Source organism: Enterococcus sp. E5-162, from assembly GCF_035725965.1.
Taxonomy (GTDB): Bacteria; Bacillota; Bacilli; order Lactobacillales; family Enterococcaceae; genus Enterococcus_B; species Enterococcus_B lactis.
The window spans coordinates 115,609-141,490 of sequence record NZ_JAPRFV010000001.1 but is presented as its reverse complement, the minus strand read 5'-3'; the positions used below and the strand labels follow the sequence as shown (position 1 = coordinate 141,490).

The 25,882-nt window shown below is 37.7% G+C and carries 26 protein-coding genes and 1 pseudogene; 4 read left to right on the top strand and 23 right to left on the bottom strand.

What is annotated here, in order from left to right:
• Nucleotides 1-31: 31 nt before the first annotated feature.
• From OZZ83_RS00640 to OZZ83_RS00570, 15 genes are all read right to left on the bottom strand, one after another.
• A complete protein-coding gene (locus tag OZZ83_RS00640; protein ID WP_002336444.1) occupies nt 32-793 on the bottom strand; it encodes a YdcF family protein in 762 nt (253 codons plus the stop codon).
• Between the two features lie 27 nt (nt 794-820).
• On the bottom strand, nt 821-1,291 hold the full coding sequence (locus tag OZZ83_RS00635; protein WP_002306555.1) for a SprT family protein: 471 nt from the start codon (nt 1,289-1,291) through the stop codon (nt 821-823).
• Nucleotides 1,292-1,310: 19 nt separating this feature from the next.
• The gene (locus OZZ83_RS00630) at nt 1,311-3,491 is read right to left on the bottom strand and encodes a Tex family protein (protein ID WP_002313701.1); all 2,181 of its coding nucleotides are present in this window, start codon (nt 3,489-3,491) and stop codon (nt 1,311-1,313) included.
• A gap of 143 nt (nt 3,492-3,634) precedes the next feature.
• A complete protein-coding gene (locus tag OZZ83_RS00625) occupies nt 3,635-4,366 on the bottom strand; it encodes a metallophosphoesterase family protein (RefSeq protein ID WP_002291986.1) in 732 nt (243 codons plus the stop codon).
• A 68-nt stretch (nt 4,367-4,434) separates the two neighbouring features.
• Complete coding sequence (trhO, locus tag OZZ83_RS00620) at nt 4,435-5,376, bottom strand: oxygen-dependent tRNA uridine(34) hydroxylase TrhO (RefSeq protein WP_002291988.1); 942 nt, start codon at nt 5,374-5,376, stop codon at nt 4,435-4,437.
• A gap of 177 nt (nt 5,377-5,553) precedes the next feature.
• On the bottom strand, nt 5,554-5,922 hold the full coding sequence (locus OZZ83_RS00615; protein WP_002291991.1) for a VOC family protein: 369 nt from the start codon (nt 5,920-5,922) through the stop codon (nt 5,554-5,556).
• A 270-nt stretch (nt 5,923-6,192) separates the two neighbouring features.
• Complete coding sequence (locus tag OZZ83_RS00610) at nt 6,193-7,584, bottom strand: L-cystine transporter (RefSeq protein WP_278023304.1); 1,392 nt, start codon at nt 7,582-7,584, stop codon at nt 6,193-6,195.
• 211 nt (nt 7,585-7,795) lie between these two features.
• Nucleotides 7,796-8,182, bottom strand: a complete 387-nt coding sequence (locus tag OZZ83_RS00605) for a DUF1149 family protein (RefSeq protein WP_002291995.1) — start codon at nt 8,180-8,182, stop codon at nt 7,796-7,798.
• 55 nt (nt 8,183-8,237) lie between these two features.
• Nucleotides 8,238-8,861: an HAD-IA family hydrolase gene (locus tag OZZ83_RS00600; RefSeq protein ID WP_002306550.1), complete on the bottom strand. Its 624-nt coding sequence runs from the start codon at nt 8,859-8,861 to the stop codon at nt 8,238-8,240.
• A 60-nt stretch (nt 8,862-8,921) separates the two neighbouring features.
• On the bottom strand, nt 8,922-9,590 hold the full coding sequence (locus tag OZZ83_RS00595; RefSeq protein WP_002309053.1) for a 2,3-bisphosphoglycerate-dependent phosphoglycerate mutase: 669 nt from the start codon (nt 9,588-9,590) through the stop codon (nt 8,922-8,924).
• Nucleotides 9,591-9,601: 11 nt separating this feature from the next.
• A complete protein-coding gene (locus OZZ83_RS00590) occupies nt 9,602-10,039 on the bottom strand; it encodes a hypothetical protein (protein WP_002292001.1) in 438 nt (145 codons plus the stop codon).
• Between the two features lie 61 nt (nt 10,040-10,100).
• Nucleotides 10,101-10,772, bottom strand: coding sequence for a hypothetical protein (locus OZZ83_RS00585; protein ID WP_002292003.1), 672 nt, complete (start codon nt 10,770-10,772; stop codon nt 10,101-10,103).
• Between the two features lie 184 nt (nt 10,773-10,956).
• Nucleotides 10,957-11,355: a P-II family nitrogen regulator gene (locus OZZ83_RS00580; RefSeq protein WP_002292005.1), complete on the bottom strand. Its 399-nt coding sequence runs from the start codon at nt 11,353-11,355 to the stop codon at nt 10,957-10,959.
• On the bottom strand, nt 11,352-12,125 hold the full coding sequence (locus OZZ83_RS00575) for a DUF1538 domain-containing protein (RefSeq protein WP_002306549.1): 774 nt from the start codon (nt 12,123-12,125) through the stop codon (nt 11,352-11,354). Before OZZ83_RS00575 ends, OZZ83_RS00580 begins: the two co-directional genes overlap by 4 nt.
• Nucleotides 12,122-12,805: a DUF1538 domain-containing protein gene (locus OZZ83_RS00570; protein ID WP_002292009.1), complete on the bottom strand. Its 684-nt coding sequence runs from the start codon at nt 12,803-12,805 to the stop codon at nt 12,122-12,124. The genes OZZ83_RS00575 and OZZ83_RS00570 overlap by 4 nt, the downstream gene beginning before the upstream one ends.
• A gap of 170 nt (nt 12,806-12,975) precedes the next feature.
• Between OZZ83_RS00570 and OZZ83_RS14715 the strand changes: the two genes are divergently transcribed.
• Nucleotides 12,976-13,338: a helix-turn-helix domain-containing protein gene (locus OZZ83_RS14715; RefSeq protein ID WP_373195990.1), complete on the top strand. Its 363-nt coding sequence runs from the start codon at nt 12,976-12,978 to the stop codon at nt 13,336-13,338.
• Nucleotides 13,339-13,527: 189 nt separating this feature from the next.
• On the opposite strand, the gene OZZ83_RS00560 is transcribed toward OZZ83_RS14715, so the two are convergent.
• The 5 genes from OZZ83_RS00560 to OZZ83_RS00540 all read right to left on the bottom strand — a co-directional run bounded on the left by OZZ83_RS00560 (nt 13,528) and on the right by OZZ83_RS00540 (nt 19,673).
• The gene (locus tag OZZ83_RS00560; RefSeq protein WP_278023305.1) at nt 13,528-14,778 is read right to left on the bottom strand and encodes an SIR2 family protein; all 1,251 of its coding nucleotides are present in this window, start codon (nt 14,776-14,778) and stop codon (nt 13,528-13,530) included.
• A complete protein-coding gene (locus tag OZZ83_RS00555; protein WP_278023307.1) occupies nt 14,738-16,057 on the bottom strand; it encodes a hypothetical protein in 1,320 nt (439 codons plus the stop codon). Before OZZ83_RS00555 ends, OZZ83_RS00560 begins: the two co-directional genes overlap by 41 nt.
• A 439-nt stretch (nt 16,058-16,496) precedes the next feature.
• On the bottom strand, nt 16,497-17,384 hold the full coding sequence (locus OZZ83_RS00550) for a carbohydrate ABC transporter permease (protein ID WP_002316317.1): 888 nt from the start codon (nt 17,382-17,384) through the stop codon (nt 16,497-16,499).
• Entirely contained in the window at nt 17,381-18,250 is an 870-nt protein-coding gene (locus tag OZZ83_RS00545; RefSeq protein ID WP_325065995.1) for a carbohydrate ABC transporter permease, read from the bottom strand. Before OZZ83_RS00545 ends, OZZ83_RS00550 begins: the two co-directional genes overlap by 4 nt.
• Nucleotides 18,251-18,386: 136 nt before the next feature.
• Complete coding sequence (locus OZZ83_RS00540) at nt 18,387-19,673, bottom strand: ABC transporter substrate-binding protein (RefSeq protein WP_002306538.1); 1,287 nt, start codon at nt 19,671-19,673, stop codon at nt 18,387-18,389.
• A gap of 272 nt (nt 19,674-19,945) precedes the next feature.
• On the opposite strand from OZZ83_RS00540, the pseudogene OZZ83_RS00535 reads away from it, so the two are divergent.
• From OZZ83_RS00535 to OZZ83_RS00525, 3 genes and pseudogenes are all read left to right on the top strand, one after another.
• A pseudogene (locus OZZ83_RS00535) lies at nt 19,946-20,206 on the top strand (response regulator); the annotation flags it as partial.
• 318 nt (nt 20,207-20,524) lie between these two features.
• A complete protein-coding gene (locus tag OZZ83_RS00530) occupies nt 20,525-21,454 on the top strand; it encodes a helix-turn-helix domain-containing protein (protein WP_025476918.1) in 930 nt (309 codons plus the stop codon).
• Nucleotides 21,451-23,181, top strand: a complete 1,731-nt coding sequence (locus OZZ83_RS00525; protein ID WP_065763788.1) for a cache domain-containing sensor histidine kinase — start codon at nt 21,451-21,453, stop codon at nt 23,179-23,181. The genes OZZ83_RS00530 and OZZ83_RS00525 overlap by 4 nt, the downstream gene beginning before the upstream one ends.
• Before the next feature lie 80 nt (nt 23,182-23,261).
• Here OZZ83_RS00525 and pheA read toward each other — a convergent pair whose 3' ends face one another.
• Genes pheA through aroA form a run of 3 tightly spaced genes read right to left on the bottom strand, consistent with a single transcriptional unit; the run spans nt 23,262 to nt 25,880 of the window.
• On the bottom strand, nt 23,262-24,086 hold the full coding sequence (pheA, locus tag OZZ83_RS00520) for a prephenate dehydratase (protein ID WP_002309043.1): 825 nt from the start codon (nt 24,084-24,086) through the stop codon (nt 23,262-23,264).
• Nucleotides 24,083-24,592: a shikimate kinase gene (locus tag OZZ83_RS00515; RefSeq protein ID WP_002292022.1), complete on the bottom strand. Its 510-nt coding sequence runs from the start codon at nt 24,590-24,592 to the stop codon at nt 24,083-24,085. The genes pheA and OZZ83_RS00515 overlap by 4 nt, the downstream gene beginning before the upstream one ends.
• Complete coding sequence (gene aroA / locus OZZ83_RS00510) at nt 24,585-25,880, bottom strand: 3-phosphoshikimate 1-carboxyvinyltransferase (protein ID WP_002309041.1); 1,296 nt, start codon at nt 25,878-25,880, stop codon at nt 24,585-24,587. Before aroA ends, OZZ83_RS00515 begins: the two co-directional genes overlap by 8 nt.
• Between the last annotated feature and the right edge of the window lie 2 nt (nt 25,881-25,882).

Here is a 25,882-nt window from a genome sequence, read left to right as displayed (position 1 = left end):
TTTAGAAAGGAGGATTCGCCTGCTAAAAAGGTCATGTACGGGAAAAATCCGTTTTTATTGACTGTTTGATTCTTGTATAAGAAGACCAAACTTCTTCTGATATATCAATATGAGGAATAAAATCTTTTCCTTTCGGACCATAGCCATTCTCATCGTCGTGGAGTCGCTCCATTTCTCCTAACACCAGTGCATAGAAATATTCCTTCGGCCATTGATGGTTCAGTTCTTTTACTGTAAAGACGATCTCCTCAGAAAAGTGAAGGATTTCCGGCACAAATGGCACAGCATTTGCGAAAACAGTTTGTTCATTTTGCCATACTTTCTCAAAAGTTGCTCGAGTCCTGCGTTGCAGTGTCGGATCATTCATCAATAGGACTTTTTCTGGTACAGCATCTAAGGAATGAAGAATCTCCAGTGAAAAAGTGGCGTTCTCTCCAGAATTTGTAGACTTCGATTCTATCAGGAAAGCCTTATCGGGCAAATCATAGACTTCTTTTAGATACTGACGACAGATTTCACTTTCACTCATGCCTTCTTCAAAATGAAATCCTTGCTTTTCAAAATTCTCATAAAGGATCCTAGTCGCATGACCCACCCCGCCGACCAAAAACAAACGTTCTACTTGACCATTTACATACATTTGTGCTGCTTTATCAGCTAAGATAGGAAGACCGTTTCCAGCTAAAATAAGTGTAGGTGCCGACAATTTCTCAAAATCTTTCTCATCAGGTGCGGCTAAAAAGGCTAATAACTGATTCCAGTCTTTTAGATTTCTCTGCTCGTTTTTTTCCAAAAACTCTTCATCCTTTCATTTGATTTTTTATACTTCATTGAGGCTTTCTCTCTTTGTCTCAATCCATTTGATTTCCCCATGACATCTTCCACAACGATATTTGTGTACATCGATTCTTCTTTTGCGGCAGATCGTGGCAGAACAATCTTGGCATTGATAATATTCGATCTTTATCTGTTTCTTCGTCAAGGCTGGCGCATAGCGCAATCCTCCTGTTTTTTTCAAAAGATACTTGAAATCCATATCTTTATGACGATATCCTCTTCCAGTTAGATGCAGATGATAATGGCAAAGTTCATGTTTGATGATTCCTGCAATTGTTTCTTTGTCTGACTCTTCAAACAGCTTTACATTAAAATCTAAATGATGATCGTTTAAATGATAGCGCCCGCCAGTTGTACGCAAGCGTGGATTGAACATTGCTTGGTGCTTGAAAGGACGCTGGAAGCTTTTTAATGATATCTCTTCTACTAACTGCTGCAGTTCTTCTTGTGTCAATTTTTGTTACTCCTCATTGTTACTCTTCATAAGGGGAAAGCATCGTCAAACTGATTCTGCCTTTTTTCGTATCAACTTGCTCTATCCAAACCGTCACGATATCTCCGACTGACACGACGTCTGTTGGATGCTTGACAAATTTTTTGCTAAGTTTTGAGATATGGACAAGTCCGTCTTGTTTCACACCGATATCGACAAATGCGCCGAAGTCGATGACGTTACGGACCGTTCCAGTCAATTCCATACCTGGTTTCAAATCTTCCATACTCAACACATCTGTACGCAATAGGGGCGCTGGCATCTCATCACGCATATCTCGTCCAGGTTTTGTCAGCCCAGCTAAAATATCGGCTAACGTTTCTTCTCCGACTGATAAGCTTTCAGCCAGTTTCTCCGCGGATAACCGTGTCAATTTTTCTACTGCTTCTTCTGTCCCAAGCTCTTTTTCTGAAAGATGGACGGTCATTAATATGTCTTTCGCAATAGAATAACTTTCGGGATGGATACCGGTGTTGTCCAAAATGTTTTTCCCGCCAGGAACTCGCAAGAAGCCGATTGCTTGTTCATATGCTTTTGGTCCTAAACGTGGCACTTTTTTCAGCTGAGTTCGTGCAGTAAATTCTCCATTTTCTTCACGATAACTGACAATGTTTTGGGCAGTCGTTTTATTCAATCCTGATATATGCTGCAAGAGCTGTGGACTAGCCGTGTTCACATCCACGCCTACTTGGTTGACCGCTGTTTCCACGACAAAATCCAATTGTTCAGCCAAACGTTTTTGAGAAACATCATGTTGGTACTGTCCTACACCGACAGCTTTAGGATCGATCTTGACTAATTCAGCTAAAGGATCTTGCAGACGACGGGCAATAGAAACAGCACTTCTTTCTTCTACTTGTAGATGCGGGAATTCTTTTCGTGCAATTTCGCTAGCAGAGTAAACAGAAGCGCCAGCTTCATTGACAATGGCATAATAGGCTTTATGGTCGGCTGATTTCAATTGTTCAGCCACAAAAAGTTCTGATTCCCGACTGGCTGTTCCATTCCCGATAGCTACCATATCTACTTGATATTGATTGATCAATTGGATAAAAGCTGGACCAGCAGCTTCCCTTTTCGCTTGTGCTGCAGGTTTATGCGGATAAATGACTTCGATTGCCAAAACTTTTCCTGTCGCATCTACGACTGCTAGTTTACATCCAGTACGATAGGCCGGATCAAATCCCAGTACGACTTTACCTTTTAGCGGCGGTTGCAACAAAAGATTGCGAAGATTTTCTCCAAAAATAGCGATGGCTTGCTCATCCGCCTTTTCAGTCAATTCATTACGCAGTTCTCGCTCGATTGCCGGCTGTATAAAGCGTTTATAACTATCTTGATAGGCTTCTCTTACAAAGGAAGAAGAAGGTGAGGCAGGATTTTTCACTAATTGGCGATCCAAGTAAGCTAAAACTGCTGCTTCGTCTACTTGAAGGAATACTTTGAGAACCTCTTCTTTTTCTCCTCGATTAGTGGCCAATATCCGATGAGAAACCATTTTATGGACAGGTTCTGCAAAGTCATAATACATTTCATATACGCCTTTTTCATCTATTTTCTCATCCTTGACTTGGCTGACATACATGCCTTTGTTATACGTATAAGACCGAATCCAAGTCCGAAATTTTGCATTATCGCTGACTTGTTCAGCAATGATCTCATGCGCACCTTGCAACGCTTCTTCAGCAGAAGAGACTTCTTTTTCTTTATCGATATATTTTTCTGCTTCCGATTGCACCTCTCCATCTGTAAGCTGCATCAGCCACAGCGCGAGTGGCTCAAGTCCTTTTTCTTTAGCAATCGTTGCTTTTGTCCGTCGTTTCTGTTTGTATGGCCGATATAAATCTTCCACTTGTTGCATTTTTACGGATTGCGTGATTTCTGTTTCTAACTCAGGGGTCAGTTTCCCTTGTTCATCGATCAGCCGAATCACTTCGTTTTTTCGTTTTTCTAAGTTTTCAAGATATGCATACCGCTCTTCGATTTCACGAATCTGGACTTCATCAAGACTTCCCGTCATTTCTTTTCGATAACGCGCGATAAAAGGAACGGTGTTTCCTTCATTTAACAAATTAAGTACAGTCGTCAACTGCTTGGGACGATAGTCTGAAAGCTCTTTTTGTACAAGCTGAATGATTGTCTGGTTCAAATTTTCCGTCATTAAAATGCCTCTTTTCTGCTAAAAATTGCTTCTTTATTCTATCATACTTTTTATCATGGGTTAAACTGCTGAAAGAAACAATATTCTCTATACAAATAAAAAGAGCCGCAACAAAGTCGCAGCTCCTTCATTCTTTCCATTTGTCAGATTCCTTGCCAAGATCCTTCGTTGTTCTGATATTCAATGTCTTGAAGGATGCCTTCCTTGTCAAAAACAACCCCATGCAATGACCCTCCGAATACAGCCCCACCGTCCATTCCGATTTTATGATCCTGAATCCAGAGATCTGTTGTCTGCATATCTCCATGGAGCATTGGTGTAATCGTATGTCCAAATACAATTGTCTTACCTGTATTGTTTTTCCCTTCATGAAATGGTTCCCGTATCCAAATAAAATCGCTTGGACTTGTCTTACGCCAGTCTTTCTTTGTCAAATCCACTCCAGCATGGACAAACAGATAATTTTCCCATTCATAATACAAGGGGCGCTGGACTAAAAATTCAATCAGTTCTGGGTATCTCGATCGGATCATCATTGAGATTTCAGTCGGGGAGTATTCCTCCGACGCACCTGGGTGAAGTAGGCTTTCAAATGTTTCTTTTCCACCATTTCTGATATAAGGCGCATACCAGTCCTCCGGTGCTTGCAGAAATTGCAAAAAATATTCTTCGTGGTTGCCCCGGAGATAAATGGCTCCTGTTTCTTCGACTAATTGTTTTCCTAATAGAAAACATTCCTTTGTACGAGGTCCTCGATCATTGAGATCTCCTAATAAAACAAGCTGATGGATCGTCGGATCATAATAGTGAATAAGTTTTTCAAAAAGATCATATTTACCATGGACATCGCCAATAGCATAAATCAATGATTTCATGTGGATCACCATCCTCAACGATAGTATAGCGCATATTGGAAATGGTCGACAATCAAAACTATTGTTTTCTATTTATTTAAAGCTGCAAACCGCAGTTCTGCTTCTTCTGGAGAGATTCCATGGTCTTGAACATAGCGGTTGCGTGGATGTTTCGCACACTCTACGCTACATGCTCCTAAATGTTTTTCTTCATTTTCAATGGAAGCAAGAATCTGGCGATTGCACTCAGGATTGCTACAATTGATATATCGTTCACATGGTGTTCCGTCAAACCAGTCGCGACCGACGATTTGTTTATCTACTTGGTTGATATCGACAGCGATTCGTTCATCAAACACATACATCTTGCCGTCCCATAATTCTCCTTGGACTTCAGGATCCTTACCATAAGTAGCAATACCGCCATGCAGCTGTCCGACATCTTTGAATCCTTCACGGACAAGCCAACCAGAAAACTTCTCGCAACGAATACCACCAGTACAGTAGGTCACTACCCGTTTTTCCATAAATTCTTCTTTGTGCTCGCGAATCCAGTCTGGAAGCTCTCGAAAACTGCGTATATCTGGGCGTACGGCCCCTCGAAAATGCCCCAAGTCATATTCATAATCATTCCGTGCATCAATCACCACTGTCTGTTCGTCTAAAATAGCTTCTTTAAATTCTTGCGGTGAAAGATAAGCACCTGTCACTTGGTTTGGATCAATGTCCTCTTCTAGCTTTAAACTTACAAGCTCTGGACGGTATCTTACAAACATCTTCTTAAAGGCATGTCCTTCGCTTGGATCAATCTTGAACATCGTATCAGCAAATCGAGGATCAGCTTTCATTGCTTCCATATAGGCAGTCGTGTTTTCAACGGTTCCAGACACAGTACCATTTATTCCTTCTTCAGCTACTAGAATACGACCTTTAAGATCCAAAGATTTGCAAAAGGCTAAATGATTTTTGGCAAATTCCTCTGGTTCTTCTATTTTTGTATAATTGTAATAAAGCAGTACTTGATAATCCATGTATTTCTTCCTTCCTTCTTTTCGTTCCTAAACAGTATAAAGAAGGCGTTCGCATTTGACGATTTATTTGCTTGTGTATAATTACGCATGTGATTTTTTTGTTTACATAATATTATTATTTGAATTAAAAAACTTCGCTTTCCTGTTTTGCACAGAAAAACAAAGTCTTTGTTTCTATTATTTACCTGTAACCGCAAAGTAATTGCCATCAGGATCAGCAAAGTTGAAGACATATTCTTCTCCAAGCTGTACCATATCACCTAATGTGACTGATTGCGTCTGCATTTTTTTATATAATCCAAAGATATCTTTGCTGTAAAACATCAAAGATGGGGCACTAGTAGCTGTACCAGGTGAATGGGACTCAACAAACGCTCGATCATATAACACGAATGAGGTTTGACTGTCCTCAATCCCTACTTCAATTACAAGCGTCCCATCCATTTCTTGACGATCTTTTTCCGCAAAGCCAATTGCTCTCCAAAACGCTGCATTTTTTTCTACATCGTCCACATACAGCATGATTTTTATTTCATTTGTAAACATCTGTTTCCTCCTAAACGATCTGTTCTAACATCCCCAACTTTGTCAGTTTACCATAGGAAAATGGGAAAATCTACGAAAGCTCTCAACCGATTCATCCTACTTAAATACGCTTCTCTTTAATAATAAATTAAGTTGGTTGTTTTTGTTATTCAGGCTTTCACTTTTCGGAATAAATATTTTGTACTTATATGGAATGAATAAAAAAACATACTAAGAGAGGAGAACCTCATTTATCAATGATGTTCCCCTCTAATCTTAGTATGTTTTTAACTATGCATTCACATCGATCACTTTTGAATCATCATTGATGACATCGCGATCTAAATCTTTGATGCGTGCACTTGTCACGATACCAGCTACCATGCTACCGCTGACGTTTACTGCTGTGCGTGCCATATCGATTAATGGTTCAACAGAGATAACTAACCCAACGATTGCTACTGGCAAGTTCATTGCCCCTAAAACGATCAGTGAAGCAAATGTTGCACCACCGCCGACTCCGGCTACACCAAAAGAGCTGATTGTTACAATCGCCACAAGCATCAAAATAAATTCCAAACTAAAGACATTCACTCCAGCCGCTGGTGCGACGATCGTTGCCAACATAGCTGGATAAACACCAGCACAGCCGTTTTGTCCAATAGATAAACCAAAACTTGCTGAGAAGTTAGCTGTTGCATCGTCTACTCCTAAAGCTTTTGTCTGAGTCTCGATGTTCAATGGCAAGGCTCCGGCACTTGAACGTGAAGTAAACGCAAAGCTCAATACTGGAAAAGCTTTTTTGAAATAGTTGATTGGATTGACTTTGGCACCAATCAAAATCAGTGAGTGGGCAATTAAAACAGCCAGCAATGCTACGTAAGATGCAACGACAAATTTACCTAAATTGACGATAGCTGCAAAATCACTTGTTGCCAAAACGTTTGTCATCAAAGCAAATACCCCATATGGTGTCAAACGCAGAACAAGCGTCACAATCCGCATAATGATTTTATACAGACTGTCGACTAGATCTGAAAAGAATGCTGCTTCTTTTGGCGCTTTTCTTTTCACCCCTAGATAAGCGATACCGACAAAGGCTGCAAAAATAACGACTCCAATCGTACTAGTTGCACGGCTACCTGCTAAATCAGCAAATACGTTTTTAGGGATAAAGGATAAAATCTGCTGCGGAATCGATAAGTTTTCAACCGTTTCCTGACGTGTCGCCAATTCAGAGATCCGTGCTGTTTCTGCTGCTCCTTGTGTGAATTTAGCTCCTTGAAGACCGAACAGCATCGTTGAACCGATTCCGATCAATGCTGCAATAGCTGTTGTACCAAGTAAAGAAGTCAGTACAGTTGCACTGATTTTCCCCAGCTTTTCAGAAACTTTCATTTTTGTGAATGCACCAATGATCGAAATGAACACTAGAGGCATAACTAACATTTGCAAGAATGATACATACCCTTGTCCTACGATCCCGATCCATTCTATTGATTGAGTAACGACTTTGTCTTCTACCCCAAAGATCAATTGAAGTAGACCGCCAAAGACGATACCAACTCCTAATGCTGTAAAGACGCGTGTTGAAAATTTTGTATGGCGCTTTTGCATACGATAGAACACATATAATAATGCCGCAAAAACTAGAACCACTAAAACTGTGATGAGTGTTGTCATTTTTCTCCTCCTCATATTATTAATGACAAGTCCATCGAAGGAAGTAAAGGTTCCCGAGAATGATTCTTCAACCATCCTCCTGAAAAATTTTTTTCAGTGACTTTTATATTTTAGACGATTTTTATCGAAATGACATTCTTTTTGCTTACAATTAGTAATAAAAAAACATGCCTGTGATAGATTAAAACTATCGCAGGCATGTTTTTACTGTCTATTCTTGTTTTTCTGATTGAAAATTCAATTTTACCCCAGGCTGATCCAAGGCGATCTCTGTCACCTCATAAGACATCCGGCGTACGATATCGAATAAAGGTGCTACTAGTTCGTCCACTTCTTCTTGTGTGACATCATTTTGACCTTCAATTTTCCGATTGAGGATATGATTGATCTGACTCACACTTCCAGATAAAACATATGTATCAAACACTAAACGGAACTCTAAGCGTGCTCCTACGATGCTATGTTCTTTCGGATAGTTTTCGATCGTTTCTTTCAAAGGCGAGAAGCCCACTTTCAAATCTGTTTCTACTTCTTGGTTCGGTAATCTCATATCATAATGAAATGCTTCTACTACTTCTTTTTGTCTTCTGATTTCCATATAATTTTATCACTCCTTTATAAAAATTATAACATATCTCCTTTGTAAGGGGATACTATTTTTTTACGTTACTCTGCAAGGATAGGATTTCATTCAAATTTCCTACCACATAATCTGCAGGAATCTCTCCCAGAAAATGATCGATATCGTAAAGACAAGTAACGACTCCTGCGTTTTTCCCTGCTTCAATATCTAAACGGCGATCGCCGATCATCATCGTGTCTGTTCTTTCTAAATGAAAAGTCTCAATCAAATACTTTAAAGATGCTGGATCCGGTTTACGAGGAAAATCCTGATCAATCCCTACTACTTCCTCAATCAGATGGGCTAATTGATACTCTTTCAGCAGTTCCCATGTCGATTCTGTCAAACGGTGGGTCAAGATGAAGTGACGTCCTCCATTGATTTTTAGCCTTTCAAGTACTTGTTTCGTTTCTGGAAATGGACGGGAAGCTTCCTTGCTTTTTTTCTCATACCGATGAAACCATTCATTAAACTCATTGGCGTCCAAATTTGATTCATTGATCAAATAACTGGTGGAATATTTTTTCATTTTGAAGTAGATCTCTTTTTTGTCCATATTGATACCAAAATCTTTTAGAGCTTGCTGAGCACCATCTACCATTGCGGGATACGTATCAAACAATGTCCCATCAAAGTCCCATATATAATTTCTCACGTTTTTTGTTCCATTCCTTTGCTTCTTTTTTCTATCTTTCATTATAGATAAATACGTTGATTAAAGTATTGTTTTCTCTAGAATCGTCAAATCGTCTGTTAATGTATATTGGATTGGTTGTGCGTTCGGGATATCAATTGTATCCATTTGATCCTCAGGAACATTTTCTAAATATTTTGTCAGTGCTCGGATGCTATTCCCATGACCCACAACTAGTAAATCTTTCCGATCTTTCAGTTTTGGTGCTAGTTGATCTTGCCACAAAGGAATGATCCGATTCACTGTCATTTCTAGACTTTCTCCGTACGGAATCAAATGTGGATCCAAATGATCATATCTGCGGTCAAATCGGTTTTCTGCGGTTAGCGGCGGAACTTCTGTATATCCTCTGCGCCATTTCTTTACTTGATCTTTTCCGTATATTTCTTTCATCTGATCCTTGTTTTTACCAACAAGATCCCCATAGTGCCGTTCATTCAGACGCCATGTTTTTACTATAGGAAGCCACAACTGCCCCATTTCTTCTAGTGCGACTTGACCGGTAAGAATCGCGCGTTTTAAAACAGAGGTGTAAACCGCATCGAATTGAAGACCGGCTTCATACATTTTTTGACCGGCTACTGCTGCTTGTTCTTTTCCTTTTTCTGTTAAGGCGACATCTAGCCACCCTGTCCAGTAATTTTCAAAATTTGCTTCGCTTTCGCCATGACGCAATAATACTAATTTCATTTTTTTCTCCCTTAAACATTCGTTTCGAATTTTATGCCACATGTTTTGCATGTCACGCGTATTCGTCCTTTTCCTCTAGGCGCACGCTGCTTTTGATGACAATTCGGGCACTCAAAAAAAGTATAGCTTTTTCGTTCCGTTTTAGCTTGCTTTTTGTTTCTCATCTGATGATATTTTTCTTTGACTTTATCAAAATATTCCAAATAACGTTGATTTTCATTTAGTCTAGGATAGATTTTTTTTGATAGAAAACGAAATAGCATCCATCCGAAAAAGACGATGAACAACAATTGCCCGATTCTAAATGGCAACCACCGACTTAGTAAACTAAAAAAAAGTGCGATAATCAATAGAACCCGATTCAATTGATCAAATTTTGCATATCTTCCCTGCATAAGTTTTTGATAGTTCTGCTGAAACCGTATCAGTCTTTCTAACCATGTTTGCATCCTATTATCTCCTCCATCATCTATCATTCATTATGACAAAAAAAACAAAAAAGAAAAAGCCTTAATTGGCCTTTTCCATTGCGACTTGATGAAGGACATTCCGATTTCTGGTAAAGTCGATCACAATCACTTTCTTTTTATCTTCTCTGTTGACTACACGGAATGTGTCCGTCAATGGCAAAAACAGCTTCTTAGATGGTAGCTGTTGCATACGTATAAATCGATGGATCATCGTAATCAATTGAGGGAATTGAATGGACGTATGAAGCAGATTTGGATATTTTTTCAACAGTTGAGTCGTTTTGATCAAATTCCGTTTTTTACTGATTACTTTTAAAAAGCTTTTTAGAATCTTTTGCTGACGTCTAAAAATAGAAAAAGAATTTTCATCATCTATTTGATAACGCATTTGTTTCTGTAGTTCTGCTGCAGTCAAATGAATCTTCCCATCATTCGTATCGATCATCAAACCTTCTGGGAATAGCTCAACGACTGCTCGATCCCAAGATTCGAGAGAAAGCTCGATATAATCTTTTACCGGTAATTCCAATTCTGCCTCAAAAAAGTGCAAAACAGCCGATAGTCCTTCTGCTTGATAAATTTCTCCTAATGTTAGTCCCTCTAGATGGAACTCTGGTGAAAAATGCAGCAATGTTTTATTTTCCTGCAATTGAACATATAGAAATGTAGACCGCTCAATCAGAGTATCTTTTAAAACAACTAAAAAATTCATTTTTCTCCCCCTTTTTTCATCATTTTTAAAATAGCATATTTTGAAAAGAATGTCTGATGCTTAGAGAAGAATTTCATAAAAATTTACTATTTCATAAGTATTCACGAAAAAAACCTAAACAAAAAAGCGGAAATAACGTTCATCCGCCTTCTTATTTAGGTTTATTTTTTCTTCAAATGCTTGTCTATGATTCAGGATTTTCTCTATCGTTAGTTTCATCCAAAAGTTCCTGCATCCCGATAATTTCCCGATACTGATGAATCTTAGTGATACCAATTACTTTATCTACATCAATACTAAAACAAATCCCGTTACCTGGAACATCGATGTTGATACCTTGACCAATCGCATCCATCACTTGATTCGTCAAACTATCTGGTACTAATGTCAAAACAACATCTTTTTCTGGCGAGATGTCCAAACCTAAAAATTTCCCTGAATCATGTACACCAGAACCACGACCATGCAAGATTGTACCGCCAGCTGCACCTGCTTCTTTTGAAAAGTCGATGACATCTTCACCTGTTCCTCCGTCCACGATCGTCACAATCATGTGAAGATTCAATGCTACAAGATCTTTCATTTGCTTCCCCCCAATTTTTGCAATCTTTCTTTTTCGATTCTGTCTTTTTCATCTTTTCGTTTATAAATATATCCTAGTACTAAAGTGGATAATATTGGTGTCAATGCAATCATTGCAACCACACCAAACCCATCAATGATCGGATCTCTTCCCTCAATTTGTGCAGCGATCGCCACGCTCATTGATAAAATAAATGTCGAACACATCGGACCCGTTGCTACTCCACCGTTGTCAAAAGCCATTGCTAAAAAGATCTTGTCCACTTTTCGTCCTAAAATAAATGCTAGCCCATATCCTGGGATCAAGAAATAATAAAGAGAGAATCCGACGAGCAAACGCCACATAGACAATCCTACTGCTGCGCCAATCCCAATCGAAATCACCATCAGCATGACTTTCGACCGGATCCTCCCTTCACTCAATTCTTCAACCTGTTTGACCATTACATGAATCGCCGGCTCAGCAAACCCTACTAGGAACCCCATCAAAAAGCCAAGTGGAACCAATATATAATTATAGGGCAATCCAGCGATCGTACTACCTAAATGCTGTCCTACCGGAACGTAAGCCATATTGACTCCGTGCAAGAAAAGGATCAACCCAATAGTCGTTATCAAGAAGCCTTTCATAATGTCAAAGAAACGCTTCTTGCGCATACGAAAACTAATGATATTCATCAAAACAAATAGAATCACGATAGGGGCCACTGCTAAAATAACTTCCATAGTAACGATCTCGATACCATCTATCACTTGCTGCCAGAAATTCATTGGAAGATCACCCCCAAAATCATTACGGCAAGAATTGGTCCTAATGAAGCAATACCAACCATTCCAAAGCTGTCATTTTCATTTTTCTTTTGTTTGATCATACTAGTCATCCCTCCGGCAAGGGCCAAGATAAATGGAACAGTTACTGGACCAGTAGTCACTCCCCCCGAATCAAAAGCAATCGGCATGAATTCGGAACTGGTGAAGAACGAGGCGATCAAAACGCCTATGTAGCCTATAGCCATCAATTGATAATAGGATAGCTTGAATACGACCCGAAGCAGCGCAAAGGCTAGAAATACTCCAGTGCCGACGCTGACGATCCCAATCAGCAACACTCTGCCAATCTCTCCGTCAGATATATCATATACTTGTTGTCCCAAAACTTGCACGGAAGGTTCGGCAATCGTGATCACGATCCCGATAGCAAACCCCAAACTGACCAAAACAGCCAAACTTTTCTTTTTAATCATATATTTCCCTACTAGATCTCCGACTTCCATCATGGAATAGTCTGCCCCAAACAAAAAGAGCGTCATTCCGATCATCATGATAGCCGCACCTACCAAGAATGAAGCGAGGTCTTCTCCTTCTAACGGCGCAAAAACAAACGTTAAAATGACAATCAGGACGGTCATCGGCAATATGGCAGCAATCACTTCTTTAAAATTTTTTAGCATGTATCCTCCTCCTTTACTCTTTAAGTTTACCTTAAAATGAAAGAGTTTTCGAGTATAAACTTAAAACGTTATCATTTAATTTTTCTCAACATAAAATAACACACGTCCCAAAAGTGTCTTTTTACGCTAAAAACATGAACAAAGGGCTAGCTCTAGAAGAAGCTAGAAACATGATTGGAGTTGGCAAATCAAAAGTTAGAAAATGGGAAAACGGTATAATTGAAAATATGGAGTGTGATAAAATCATGAAACTATCTAATGCACTTTCGATATCCCCTCTTGCTATATTAGGAATAGAAGAACCTAATCAAGAATCTGATCTAAAATCGAATTATCAAGTTATTCTATGCAATAATTTTAAAAAATATAGATTAAAAAGAAATTTGACAGTTGAACAACTAGTAGAACAACTAAACAGCAGATACTCAGACAGCCAGTTATTTACAATTGACCAAATAGAGAACTATGAAAACGGCATTATGGAACCCTCTCTATCAATCGCAAAATACCTTGCTGATTTTTACGTAATTTAAATTCAAGAGTTCTTTTCATAAAACATATATTTTAAAATCTTCCCGCAAATTATTAGTAAAATTTATGCATAATAAACAAAAAACATTAAAAAAATACTCGTTGTCAAAGATTTTTTGTTGACTAAACTGAGGTACAATCATTAAAAAAGTTTAATTTCATAAATTTAAGTATGGCAATTACTCTCGCTCTTAAATATCCATTAGATATAGATTATTATTTATATATCTTAAATAACTTCTTATACGATTAATAACTTCTTCATTAAATTTTCCTGAGTCCGTTTCTGATATATCAATTGATATAATTTTAATCATGTTATAATAATCAGGCATATAAGATTTTAATTCAGTTTGACTTACATTAATCATAAATGCGTAATATTCTGAGAAACCTTTGTTTGCCTCGCATATTTTTATAAGTTCATCCATAAAATAATAATCATCTAGCGAGTATCCAATAAATAGTATAGCTTTATTTCCAAGTAAACTCTGAAGTTTTCTCATACTTTTTTCATCTTCATACAATTCTTCATAGTCTTCCTTTGTTACAACCATAGAAGATTTCGCAATATTTTTTGCATATCCATGAAGATGAATTATTACATTGTCATTTTCAACACTTCTTATGTCTTCAATATCTTTGAATAATATGGATGAATATCGATCTCTCCCTGCTATATCAATATTATCATCATAATTCGTTGTAATAATTAATGGCAGATTCAGATTTATTACATCTTTGTAATTATTATCATCATCTAATTTTTTTGACATAAATGACCTCGAAATTTTTTGTTTCAACTGTTCAACATTTTTAATATTTTGGTTTTCTTCATCACTAATGATAATATTGAAACATTCCAAATAATCTTTTTTATTTAAAAAATATTGAATACCATGTAAGGCTGTTTCCGAGCACCCTTCTTGAAATTGTACTACGAGTTCGGGCCATGAAGGAAATCCTAAAGGTTTTGACAGTCCCGATCCTAAAAAGGGTACCAAGTTATAGACACTCATTAATTCTTCTAAAATCAGCTTGTTTTTCCCCCAAGAAGTTCCATTATAATCTAAAGCACTTTTATTCATATCACTTATGAATTTCTTGAAATCACTAGATAGTTGGTATAACTCAATTACAGAAGCATGCTGGTTTACTTTTTTTCCACATTCACAAGTAGAATCTAAAAAATTAGATACCTCGGTCTCTTCTTCACATTTATATTGATATTCAATGAAAAAAAAATTATCATTTTTCATTTTTATAAAAAAAGTCTCCGGGTCATTTATATTATTATCTAACATCTCAAAATAATATTCATATCGTAACTTCTGATCTGTCATACAAAATTCATTCATAAGGTCATAGAATGTAGATGCAATTTTATCTTTTTTACATTCATCATACAAAATCGATAATTTTGATAACTTCGCTAATAACATAATTAATCATTACCTCATTTTTATTTGTTTTACTCATGATATTAATAAATACTCTATCAGATGAAATTTTAATATTGGCTTGACTCACACTAGATTTATTAATAAACTCTTCTTTATCAGGGAAAAGATATTTATTAAACCATGCAATTCGGCATTCTTTTATAGTACCAAAATATACAAAACTTGTATTTATAGAATGAAAAATTTCATGTATTGGTAGTGGTGAATTTCTACTACTTGATCTTGTTCCGCCACTTGAAGAATCTAAACCATCAAATTTTATTTTTGTTGGATATCCTTGTAGACCTTTTTCCAAAGCTTTTTTTTGTAAATCAGTTGGTTTAACTGCTTTAGTCATATACTCACTGACACAAGTAGAAAGAATTTTTTTTTCGATTTTTTCCTTATCTTTTCTAGTAAGGCAAACTACTTTACCAATATTAGTTATAATATTATTTATATGTTTTTTTATTGGGGGCATTTTTTCTAAAAGCTGATCCTCATAATCTTCTACTAATTTTCTGTTCATTTTTACACAAGAAGTGAATAGATTTTTTTTCAAAGCCCTTTCATAGCTATCATCTATTTTTTTTATGCTAATATCACATATCATCGAAATTTTACTTATTAAAATTTTACAGTATGATTCTGGAGACCAAATTACTACATCATCAGATTTTCTTCCTCTAAATTTATTGGGTATTAAAATCATAAGAATTGATTTATTGGTATCTAGCACTGCCAATGATGGTATGATAATAGAGTCTCCTGTTTTAGTAACAGCTCGAAATACTGAAAAAAGATTGATATTAGATGAAGTTTTAAAAAATGCAGGATAATAAATTTCATTGCCATGAGAAGGAGCAATGCTATCAATTAAATTATAGTACATATCACCCTCTGCTATATTTGCTTGAGCCGTATCACTCCAATTCCCAGTTAAACTATCTATATTGTTTACTAATTTTTTCTCAATAGTTTCTATTGTTAATGGTGTGTTTATATTATACATATAGATATGAGAAACACTATGATAAATAATATGTTTAACCAAAGAATCATTCAAATCTCTAAGTATGCCAAGCGGAATGGCTGTTTTCTTCATAAAATTTGAAATTTCAGAGAATCGATCCACAGTTAAAATAGGATCTAATACTGTGGTTTTATGTTTATCCTTAATTCTTCGTAACTCAATTAAAAGATCATTTAGATTAATATAATCTGAATAATAGGATAGAGTATTAATAAAATGTATTTCTTGATTTAAAGCTTCACCCATATTAGTGCCTCCATTTAAAAGTGAAAAATATTGTATAAAATTATTATACACTAATTATGCTACTAGATATATATACGAAAAATTATTTTAATATACTATACTTACTATAGATATCAATAAAGTAATAAGTTCCTCAAAAAAGTAGAATTAAAGTAAAAAGTTTTATTATAGTATTAGGATCATATTTCCAAGAGTATCGTAATTTTAACTTTCTAACTATAAAAACAAGACAAGGAGTACTATCATATCTGATAATACTCCTTGTCTTATTTTTATATTAGGCGTGAGAACATTTTGAGAACCAAACTGATATTTTCTTTTTTTGTGTACAAAAAAGATTTTTTTAAACATTGATATTCAAGGTTTTTCATGATAAATCATATAAAATAATGTTTACTTGGAAAAGATGACTTTGTAGGGACGCACTTGCTATTGTTTTTTATTTTACAGAGCCGATCATTCCTTGAACGAATTGCTTTTGCAAAACAAAAAATACGATGGCAGTTGGTAAAGTAGCAATGACTAATCCAGCCATGATCATTCCATAATCTGGCGTATAGGAAGCACCCATAGCAGATAAAACAAGCGGAACCGTCCGTTTATCAGGAGATTGCAAAGCCACTAAGGGCCATAAATAATTGTTCCAACTGCTCATGAATGTGATGATTGCTGCCGCTGCATAGGTATTTTTAGCCGTCGGCATATATACTCTAAAAAAAATACTTAGTTCTTTTAGACCGTCTAATCGAGCGGCTTCTACTAGATCTTTTGGAAAGGATTTAACATTTTGTCGGAAGAAGAAGATCAAAAAAGCAGTGCTGACAGATGGTAAGATTACAACTAAGAAACTATTGATTCCCAAAATCGTTCCGTTCAATTGTGAAAACATTCGATACAAAGGAATCATCAACGCCGCAAAAGGAACCATCATCGATAGCAGTAGAATATTGAAAATCAAGTCTTTTCGCTTGCTTTGATAAATCTCAAACCCATATCCTGCCATTGAGGAAATCAGCAATGCAAACACAGTGGTCACTAAAGCGATCATTGCTGAATTCCAAAGGGAACGAGTAAAATTCAGTTCATTGGAAAACAAATTTTGAAAATTGATGATCAAGTTACTGCCAATCTTTATTTTTCCCGATGTGATATCCACGGGTGTATTCGTCATTCCCAGAATCATCCAGACAAAAGGGAAAATGGAAATAAATGATAGGATGCTTAATGCTGTATACTTTAATGCTGACCCAATTGCCGAACGAAGTCCTAAGGCTTGTTTTTTGACGTTGGGATGTTCGATCGGTTCTTTTTCTACCATGCTTTTCATCGACTCTCTCCTCCTACTTTCGTTTGGATTATCGACAATATCACAATAAAGGCAACAATAACAAAGGAAACTGCTGCCGCATATCCAAAATTAGGCGTGAATTTATAACTCAAATTATAGATGTATTGAGACAAGGTGGTCGTTGCATTTGCTGGACCCCCGCCAGTAATATTTTGTACTTCATCAAAAAGCTGCAATGTCCCGATCGTCGAAGTAATGGAAGTAAACAAAATGATCGGTTTTAAATTCGGGATCGTCACTTTGATAAACTGCTGCCATTTAGAAGCACCGTCAATAGATGCTGCTTCATAAATCTCCAAATCAATATTTTGCATGCCTGAAAGGAAAAAAATCATATTGTATCCAGTCCAACGCCAAGTGATCGAAAGAATGATCAGAACTTTCGCCCAAATTGGATGAGTCAGCCAGCCAATCGGTGTATCAATCATACCAATGCCCAACAACAAGTTGTTTACAAGGCCAGATTGAGAAAATAGACTTTTCATGATCAGAGAATAACTGACCATCGAAGTGATACACGGAAGAAAAATAGCTGTTCGAAACAACCCTTTATATTTCAGCTTTTTATCATTTAAGAGGTTGGAAATAAAAAGCGCTAGAAACAGCATGATTGGTACTTGAACTAGTAAATATAGGAACGTATTGAAAAAAGCTTTTTTAAAAGTAGCATCTGTCAGCATCCGCTGATAATTACCTAATCCGTTAAATCTCATATTGACAGGGGGACCACTTTGAAAAGACGTGATCAAAGCCAAAACCATCGGAATAAAAACCATGATCGATATCAAAATGACTGGCAAGATTAAAAAAGCATGCCCGTTTTTGAATAAATCTTTCTGCTTCATTCTTTTCCCTCCAATTCTATCATTGATTATTTAATTGAAAAGACAAGAAAGACAACGTCTGTAAGGCAGCCGCCATCTTTTTTGTCTTTTCGGTTGTCTGATGAAAAAGCAAAGAAATTTGCTTTTTTATCACCAATCAATTAGCCAACTGTGCTTCTACTTGTTTTTGTGTATCTGCTAGTACCTTGTCTGTCTCTTCTCCATTGATGATTCGATGAAGAGCTTCGGCTACGACTGCTTCAATTGCATAGGTCTCATGTCCGTAATTCACTTCTGGAATTTCTGATGTCCATTTGGAAAAATCATCAAAGACCTTTTGGCCACTGTAAAATTCTGAAGCTTCTTGATAAGCTTCTTGTTCATTTGCACTAAGCATCGTAGACACCAGTCCGATTTCTTTCGCAAGAGTGCCCATCAGTTCTTCATTCGATGCAAACGTTGCTTCGAGGAAATCTTTCGCTGATTCTTCTCCAGCTACTCCTTTGAGCACATACCAGCCAGCGCCGCCAAGGTTAGAAGCTTGCGCTTTTTGTAAACTTTCTGGCAGTGCAGGTATTGGCGCAATCTTCCATTTTCCAGATTGGTCTTCTGCTCCTTGGATCGTTGAAGAATACCAAGCGCCAGTTGGGCTAGAAGCTACTGCTCCTGATTGTATCGCAGTTACTCCAGCATTCCAGTCAGAGGTTTGTTCGACTAGGTCTTCTTTCAAAAGAGTGGCAAATAATTCAAGACCATACTTTAAAGATGCATTGTCTTGGATCGTGACCGTCTCCCCATCTTTGGACGTATACCATTCTCCCGCTTGTTGCATCATCATTCTTACTCGACCAAGATCAGAAGGATTGACTTCAGCGATTTTCTTTCCCGTCTTTTCTTTGACATCTCGCGCCACTTGAATATACTCGTCCCACCTCAGATTCTCCATGTCCTCTTCTGTATATCCTGCTTCAGCCATCAGATCCGTACGATAGAAGTTTGCTGTTACGCCCGAATCGAAAGGAACACCGTATATTTTTTCTCCTACTTTGTTTACCGCAAATTTATACGGTGCAAAATGATCTTCCTTTACAATAGCAGACAAATCAGCGAATGCATCTGGATAAGAAGTCAAATAGCCTTGTATCCTATAATCTTCAATCAAGACGATATTGGGCAATCCTTCTGTATTCCCACTTGCTAAAGCGGTGTTCAGTTTCTGAACGATATCATCCTGAGACATCGTAACAACTTCTATCTCTGTTTCTTCGTTCTCATAAATTTTTTTTGCTTCATTCACTGCTTTGATATTGAATGTCTCATCCCACGCCCAAACAGTGACTTTTTCTTCGTTGTCTGCTGTGCTACTAGCACTTCCGCATCCTGTTAAGAAACCTGATGCTGCCGCTAAACAAACGACTCCAGCAATTAACTTTCTGATGTTCATTTTTATCCGCTCCTTTTCCATCCTTAGTTGTTTACGTTTGCTACATTCATCATACCAAAATTTGAAAACGGTTTCTTTGTTATTCAGATACTTCAAAAATTTCTCCTAAAATAATAAAAAAATACAAATTAACTATGACAAAAGGAATAATCTTAGCATCTAGACCAAAGATCGAAAGGGTGGAGGTTTCTTTAAAATAAAAATATCCTTGCATTTTCTCCTAGAAATAAGTATTTTTAAATTACAAGACTATTCTTAAGGCGGGTAAAAAAATGCCAATACGCGTAATTCTTATCGATGATGAACAGACGATTTTAGACGGAATGAAACAGTTGATCAATTGGTCTGAGCACGGGTTTCAATTAATAGGAACTTTTTCCAGCCCGTTGAAAGCGCTTGACTTTTCTTTGGCACATGCAATCGATATCGTGGTCACAGATGTAATGATGCCTGAACTAAATGGGATCGAATTATCGCGGCTATTAAAACAGCAACAACCTGAAACACAGATTCTTATCCTCTCTAGCTATGATGAATTTGATATGGTTAAAGATTCTTTTAAATATGGCGTCGCTGATTATCTTTTAAAGCCTCGATTGAGTCCTGATTTTTTTCTAAATTCCTTAATTGCCGTTTCACAAAAAATCAAAAAAAAGCCCAACAAAAGCCCAATCACCGATCGTTATGAGCAGATCTGCGAGAATCTTTCACAGCAGATTGCTGGACAAACTCGTCCATTGCTTGACCCTCTTCTTTTTGAACACACCTTGTTTTTTCTGGTATATACCGAAAATCGGCCATTCAGTTCAAAACAAGGCTCTAAACAAAAACAGTCGATCATCCATTCGTTGATGGATAGCGACGATTCATTTACTATTTATCCCTTTTCTACCTTTTCGGAAGAATCCGGCTATGTGATCAATACTGATTCCAAAGATACGCTTAGGAAGTTTGTTCAAAAGTTTCGTCAAGAAATTTTTCCAGGTGATTTTTTTGTTGTTTCTGACTCTTTTGCAATCCAAGATATCAATGAAATATTCCAAGAAATCAGAAATTGTACCAAAGGACAACGTTTCTATCATAAGGGAAAGAACCTTGCTTATCAGCATGAACTTCTTCCGTTATCAACCAACCACGAGCAGCAAGCAAGTAGCTATTTAACAAAAATCGTTCATAAAGACTACGCTTTAGCTGTCAAAGAACTTGAGGGTTTCTTCACGACAATATTGGAACAGCCTATTGATCCAGCTTATTTGAAACATGAGGCAATCAATCGTTTCTATGCATTACTCAACGCTTTGGCTGACGAATATGTTGGGAATGAAGAACTTTCTTTGCTCAAGATCGCCCTTCCTTCTTTATTAGCCGATGCTGAGTACTTGGAAGATTTTTCTATTCTTGTCAAAGAAACACTTGAGAAACTCACCCACTTTTCTGCAAATGCAATAAAAGACAATTTCGATATCTTGACTTTGATCTACGAGTTCGTCCAGGAAAATTATGAGAAAGAAATCAATTTACAACTTCTATCCGAAAAATATCATTTTTCATATAGCTATCTTTCAGCTATCTTTACTGAAAAATTTGGCATCAACTTTTCAAAATATCTAAAAAAAGTCCGTATTAGTAAAGCCAAGCTCTTTTTAACGGAAACACGGCTTACTTTGACGGAAATCTGTGAGAAAGTCGGCTATACCGAACTGGGTTATTTCTCCAGAGTTTTTAAAGAAGAGACAGGAATGACACCTTCTCAATACCGTAAAGGAACTTTTGTAAAATGAGAAAAAAAATCAAAGAGCATGAACTCTTTACCAAACTTCTGTTCATTTTGTTCATCGGTCTTTTTCTGCAGGCCATCGTCATCTCTTTGTTTATTTATCATCGATCAAGGGATGCCTATATCCAGCTGTTCAATCAATCGAATGATGTGGTACTAAAAAAGATCCAATCTGAATTTGAAGGCTTGAATGATGCAATCGAGAATACATTAGCCGCTTTTGATTCCAACCCAGCTGTCGAAAGCTATTTTTCCAATGGTCCAGTCCAACATATGGAACAGCTTCAGCAGCTAAGAACGATCCAAAAAATGAATGACTCTCTTTCAAAAATCCATCCAATGATCGATTACGATGTGTTGATCTTTGGAGAAAACGGAAGAACTTTTGTCGGAAACGACATGCTCACTGCCGTATCTGCCGATTCTTTTTTTCAATCTGCGATTGCCCAGAGAGTGAATGAACGTGCTGCTGATACACAAATGCTTTTTGCACAATACGGATTGACTCTTCGCGATAAGAAAGCACCCAGCGTCTTCTTTGTCAAAAAACTGAAAAACACATTGAATCACATTTACGGATATGCTGTTTTATCGATCTCATCTCAGCAACTAGCGAATCTTTTTCAATCTGTAGTAAATCCTGAGATATCGAAGATCTCCTTCATGAACGAAGAACAGACGATCATCGCATCAAATGAAGAAAATAGAATTGGGAGCCGATCAATGATTTTCAAAAAACTAACAGTAGGTGAAACAACGATTTCAAATGGACAGCAGTTGACCCGTCTTCCCCTGTACCGCCAGGATTGTACATTACTCAGTCAAGTCGATCTTCATTCTTTGTCTAACCAAATGGGCGTGATTTTCCCCATTATTTTGTATAATATCGTGACACTTGCTTTTGCTGGCTCATTGGCATTTATGTATTTGGATCGACACACAAAATCGATCTACCGCTTGATTGATTCGCTAAACTGGCTAGAGGAAGATGGCTTAAAAGCTACTGTTCCTGTACAAGGAAGCCATGAAGTCCAATTGCTAGGGAATACGATCAATCAATTGCTAAGTAATGCGCAGCATCATTATGAACAGACCATCCAAGACGAAAAGAAGAAACGTTCGCTTGAAATCCAAACTATGCAAGCACAGATACAGCCCCATTTCATTTATAATACGCTGACTAGCTTGAAATTTTTGATTTGGCAGAAAAAAACAGATGAAGCAGTTCAGGGAATCGACAGTTTCATTACTTTACTAAGAAGTACGATTGGAAAAAAAGAAGAAGTGATTCCAGTCAAGGAAGAAATCAAAAGCGTACAAAGTTACATTGATCTTTTGAGTATGCGATATGGCGAAAGAATCTCGGCTAAAATAATGATTCCTGATGAACTGCAGACATTATCTATGCCGAATATGATCCTTCAACCAATTATCGAAAACGCCTATCTTCATGCTTTTCACAATAAAACGCAAGGATTCATCACGGTGTACGGCAAAACAAAAAATCAGCTTCTTTTATTCGAAGTGATTGATAACGGCGATGGCTTCGATACTGAAAATACCAAACAAAAAAATGATCATTTCTCAGGAATCGGCATCAGTCATGTAGATGAGCGGATACGCCTAATGTATGGAGATGCATATGGCATAACGATCCAATCAGTGATTGGGACAGGAACGACTGTAACGATTTGTCTCCCGCTTCTTTCTAAAAATCAATCAGAATATTAAAAATAAAGAATAGCCAAGCGCTGATTGATTTATTTTAAGTTAAATAAATCAATCAGTATTCTTGACTTTCATCTACGCGTCTATTCTACTGTCAATACTGGATAACAGCCCAATATTTGACTTTTTCCTCCGAGCATCTTGATTTCTTGGAGCGCATTCTCTACTAATGCCATTGGGCGGTCCAATAACAAATCGATTACGAAAAAATATTCTCCCAAGCTAGTTTTCAATGGTCGAGATTCAATCTTACTTAAGTTGATCTCCCGCCAGCCAAAAGCTGCCAGCATTTTATGAAGCATCCCTGGCCGATTAGCAGGCAGTGTCAAGATGACACTCATCTTTACTGGAGCTGGCTGCTGGCTGGTCATCTTTCGGTCACCGACGATCCAAAAACGTGTCTGGTTCAACTCATTATCTTGGATATTCTCAGCTAAGATCTCCAATCCAACGTGCTGTGCTGTTTCTAATGAAGCAATCGCTGCTGCGTCTTCTTTCGGATGTTCTGCTACATACATTGCTGCAGCAGTTGTTGATTCTGTTGCTACTAAAGGAACATTAGGATAATGCGTTTCTAAAAACTGTTGTGATTGTGCTAGTGCTTGGGGATGAGAAAGGATTTTTGTAATCTTTGTTGCTGCATTGCCTAAAAGCTGCTGCTTGATAGGAAGAACGATTTCACTTTTAACTTCGACTTCTGGATGTTTGGAAAGAAGATCGATTGTGTGATGAACAGATCCTTCCAATGAATTCTCTACAGGAACGACAGCCAGATCGACCTGTTTGCGAAACAAAGCGCGCAAACAAGCAGGAATCGAAGCATACGCAGTCAATTGTTCTGTAGGAAATAGCTGGCAAGCCGCCTGATAAGTAAACGAACTTTCTGGCCCTAGATAGCTGACATTCATATGCTTTTGATCCTCTCTATAATGGTATCGATGATCTTTTCTGGTGTTTCATTGGTCGTGTTGATTCGAAGTGTCGCGCTCTCTTCATACCAGGAAAGTCGTTGTGCCAATAAGGCTTTTATTTCTTCTCTTGTTTTTCCAAGAGCTAACGGTCGAATAGACGTTTTATCTTGTTGGATACGATCGATTAGACAATCTGCTTCTGCCTCTAAGTAAAGAACAATTGGCTGTGTTTGTAAAAATTGCCGATTGGCAGCACATTGGACGATTCCTCCACCAGTCGCGATAATTTTATCTTCATTTGACAGCTTTCTTAAAACCTTTGACTCCACTTTTCGAAAGCTGTTTTCACCGTAATAGTGAAAATATTCGGCAATCGACAATTGGATATGTTCCTCAATCTTTGTATCTAAATCTACATACTCTTTTTGTAAACGTTGAGCTAACCCTTTACCGATCGTTGTTTTTCCAGCGCCCATGAAACCAATCAGCAAAATGCTAGCCATGAGCTTCTCCTCCTGACACAAGTTCTGCTAAATCATCGAAAAATGCCGGATAAGAGATTGAAACGGCTTCGGCTCCTTCTAGTTCGCAAGGTCCATCAGCTATCAAAGCAGCTACTTGCAGCATCATCCCGATTCGATGATCGCCTCTGCTAGAAACTTTTGCGCCATGCAGAGGTGTTGGTCCATGGATGATCAAACCATCTGCTGTTGCTTTTATCTTTGCTCCCATTTTTTGCAATTCTTCTGCCACCGCATCAATTCTGTTGGTTTCTTTTACTTTTAATTCTTCTGCGTCTTTAATGATCGTGATTCCTTCTGCTTGAGTAGCCACTAAAGCTAGAATTGGCAGTTCATCAATCAGACGCGGAATGATTTCTCCATCAATCGTCGCTTTCTTCAAATGACTCGTCTTGACACTTAAATCAGCCGATTGGTTCTGTTTATTGTGATTCGTCTGGGTAATCGCTGCGCCCATCTCCTCCAACACATCTAAGATACCTGTCCTTGTTGGATTGACCCCGACATTTTTTAACAACAGCTGGCTTTCCGGAACAAGAAGTCCTGCTGCTAGAAAGAAAGCAGCTGATGAAATATCACCTGGAACAGTGATCTGCTGACCGGTTAATTTTTGCGGTCCTGTCACCATGATTGTTTTATCTTCCACTGTGATCCTTCCACCAAATTGACGAATCATTTCTTCCGTATGGTTACGGGAACGTTCTTTCTCAACGATTACGGATGTACCTTCTGCTTGTAGTGCCGCAAACAGCAAAGCAGATTTGACCTGTGCACTAGCTACAGGCATATTGTATCGGATAGGTGATAAAGAGTGGGTTCCTGTCACAGTGATTGGTAAACACTGGTCATTTTCATTTCCTTGCAAGTCAGCACCCATCTCGCGTAAAGGCTCCATTACTCGCCCCATTGGACGTTTAGACAATGAAGCGTCACCGAACAGAGTCGTTGTAAAAGGCTGACCAGCCAAAATACCCATCAATAAACGACTCGTCGTACCGGAGTTTCCCATGTCGATGGGTTCAGTTGGTGGGACAAAGGAGTGGCTACCGCGACCATGAATCTTGATCACCTCTTCCTCTTCTTCGATTTCGACGCCTAATTGTTGGAAGGCATGTAAAGTACTCAGACAATCTTCTGCGCGCAAAAAATTTTGTATAGTCGTCGTTCCCTCAGCAATTGCTCCAAACATGATGCTGCGATGAGAAATCGATTTATCTGCTGGTATCCTAACAGTCCCTCTTAATCCATGTATTTGTTGTAATAATCGCATTT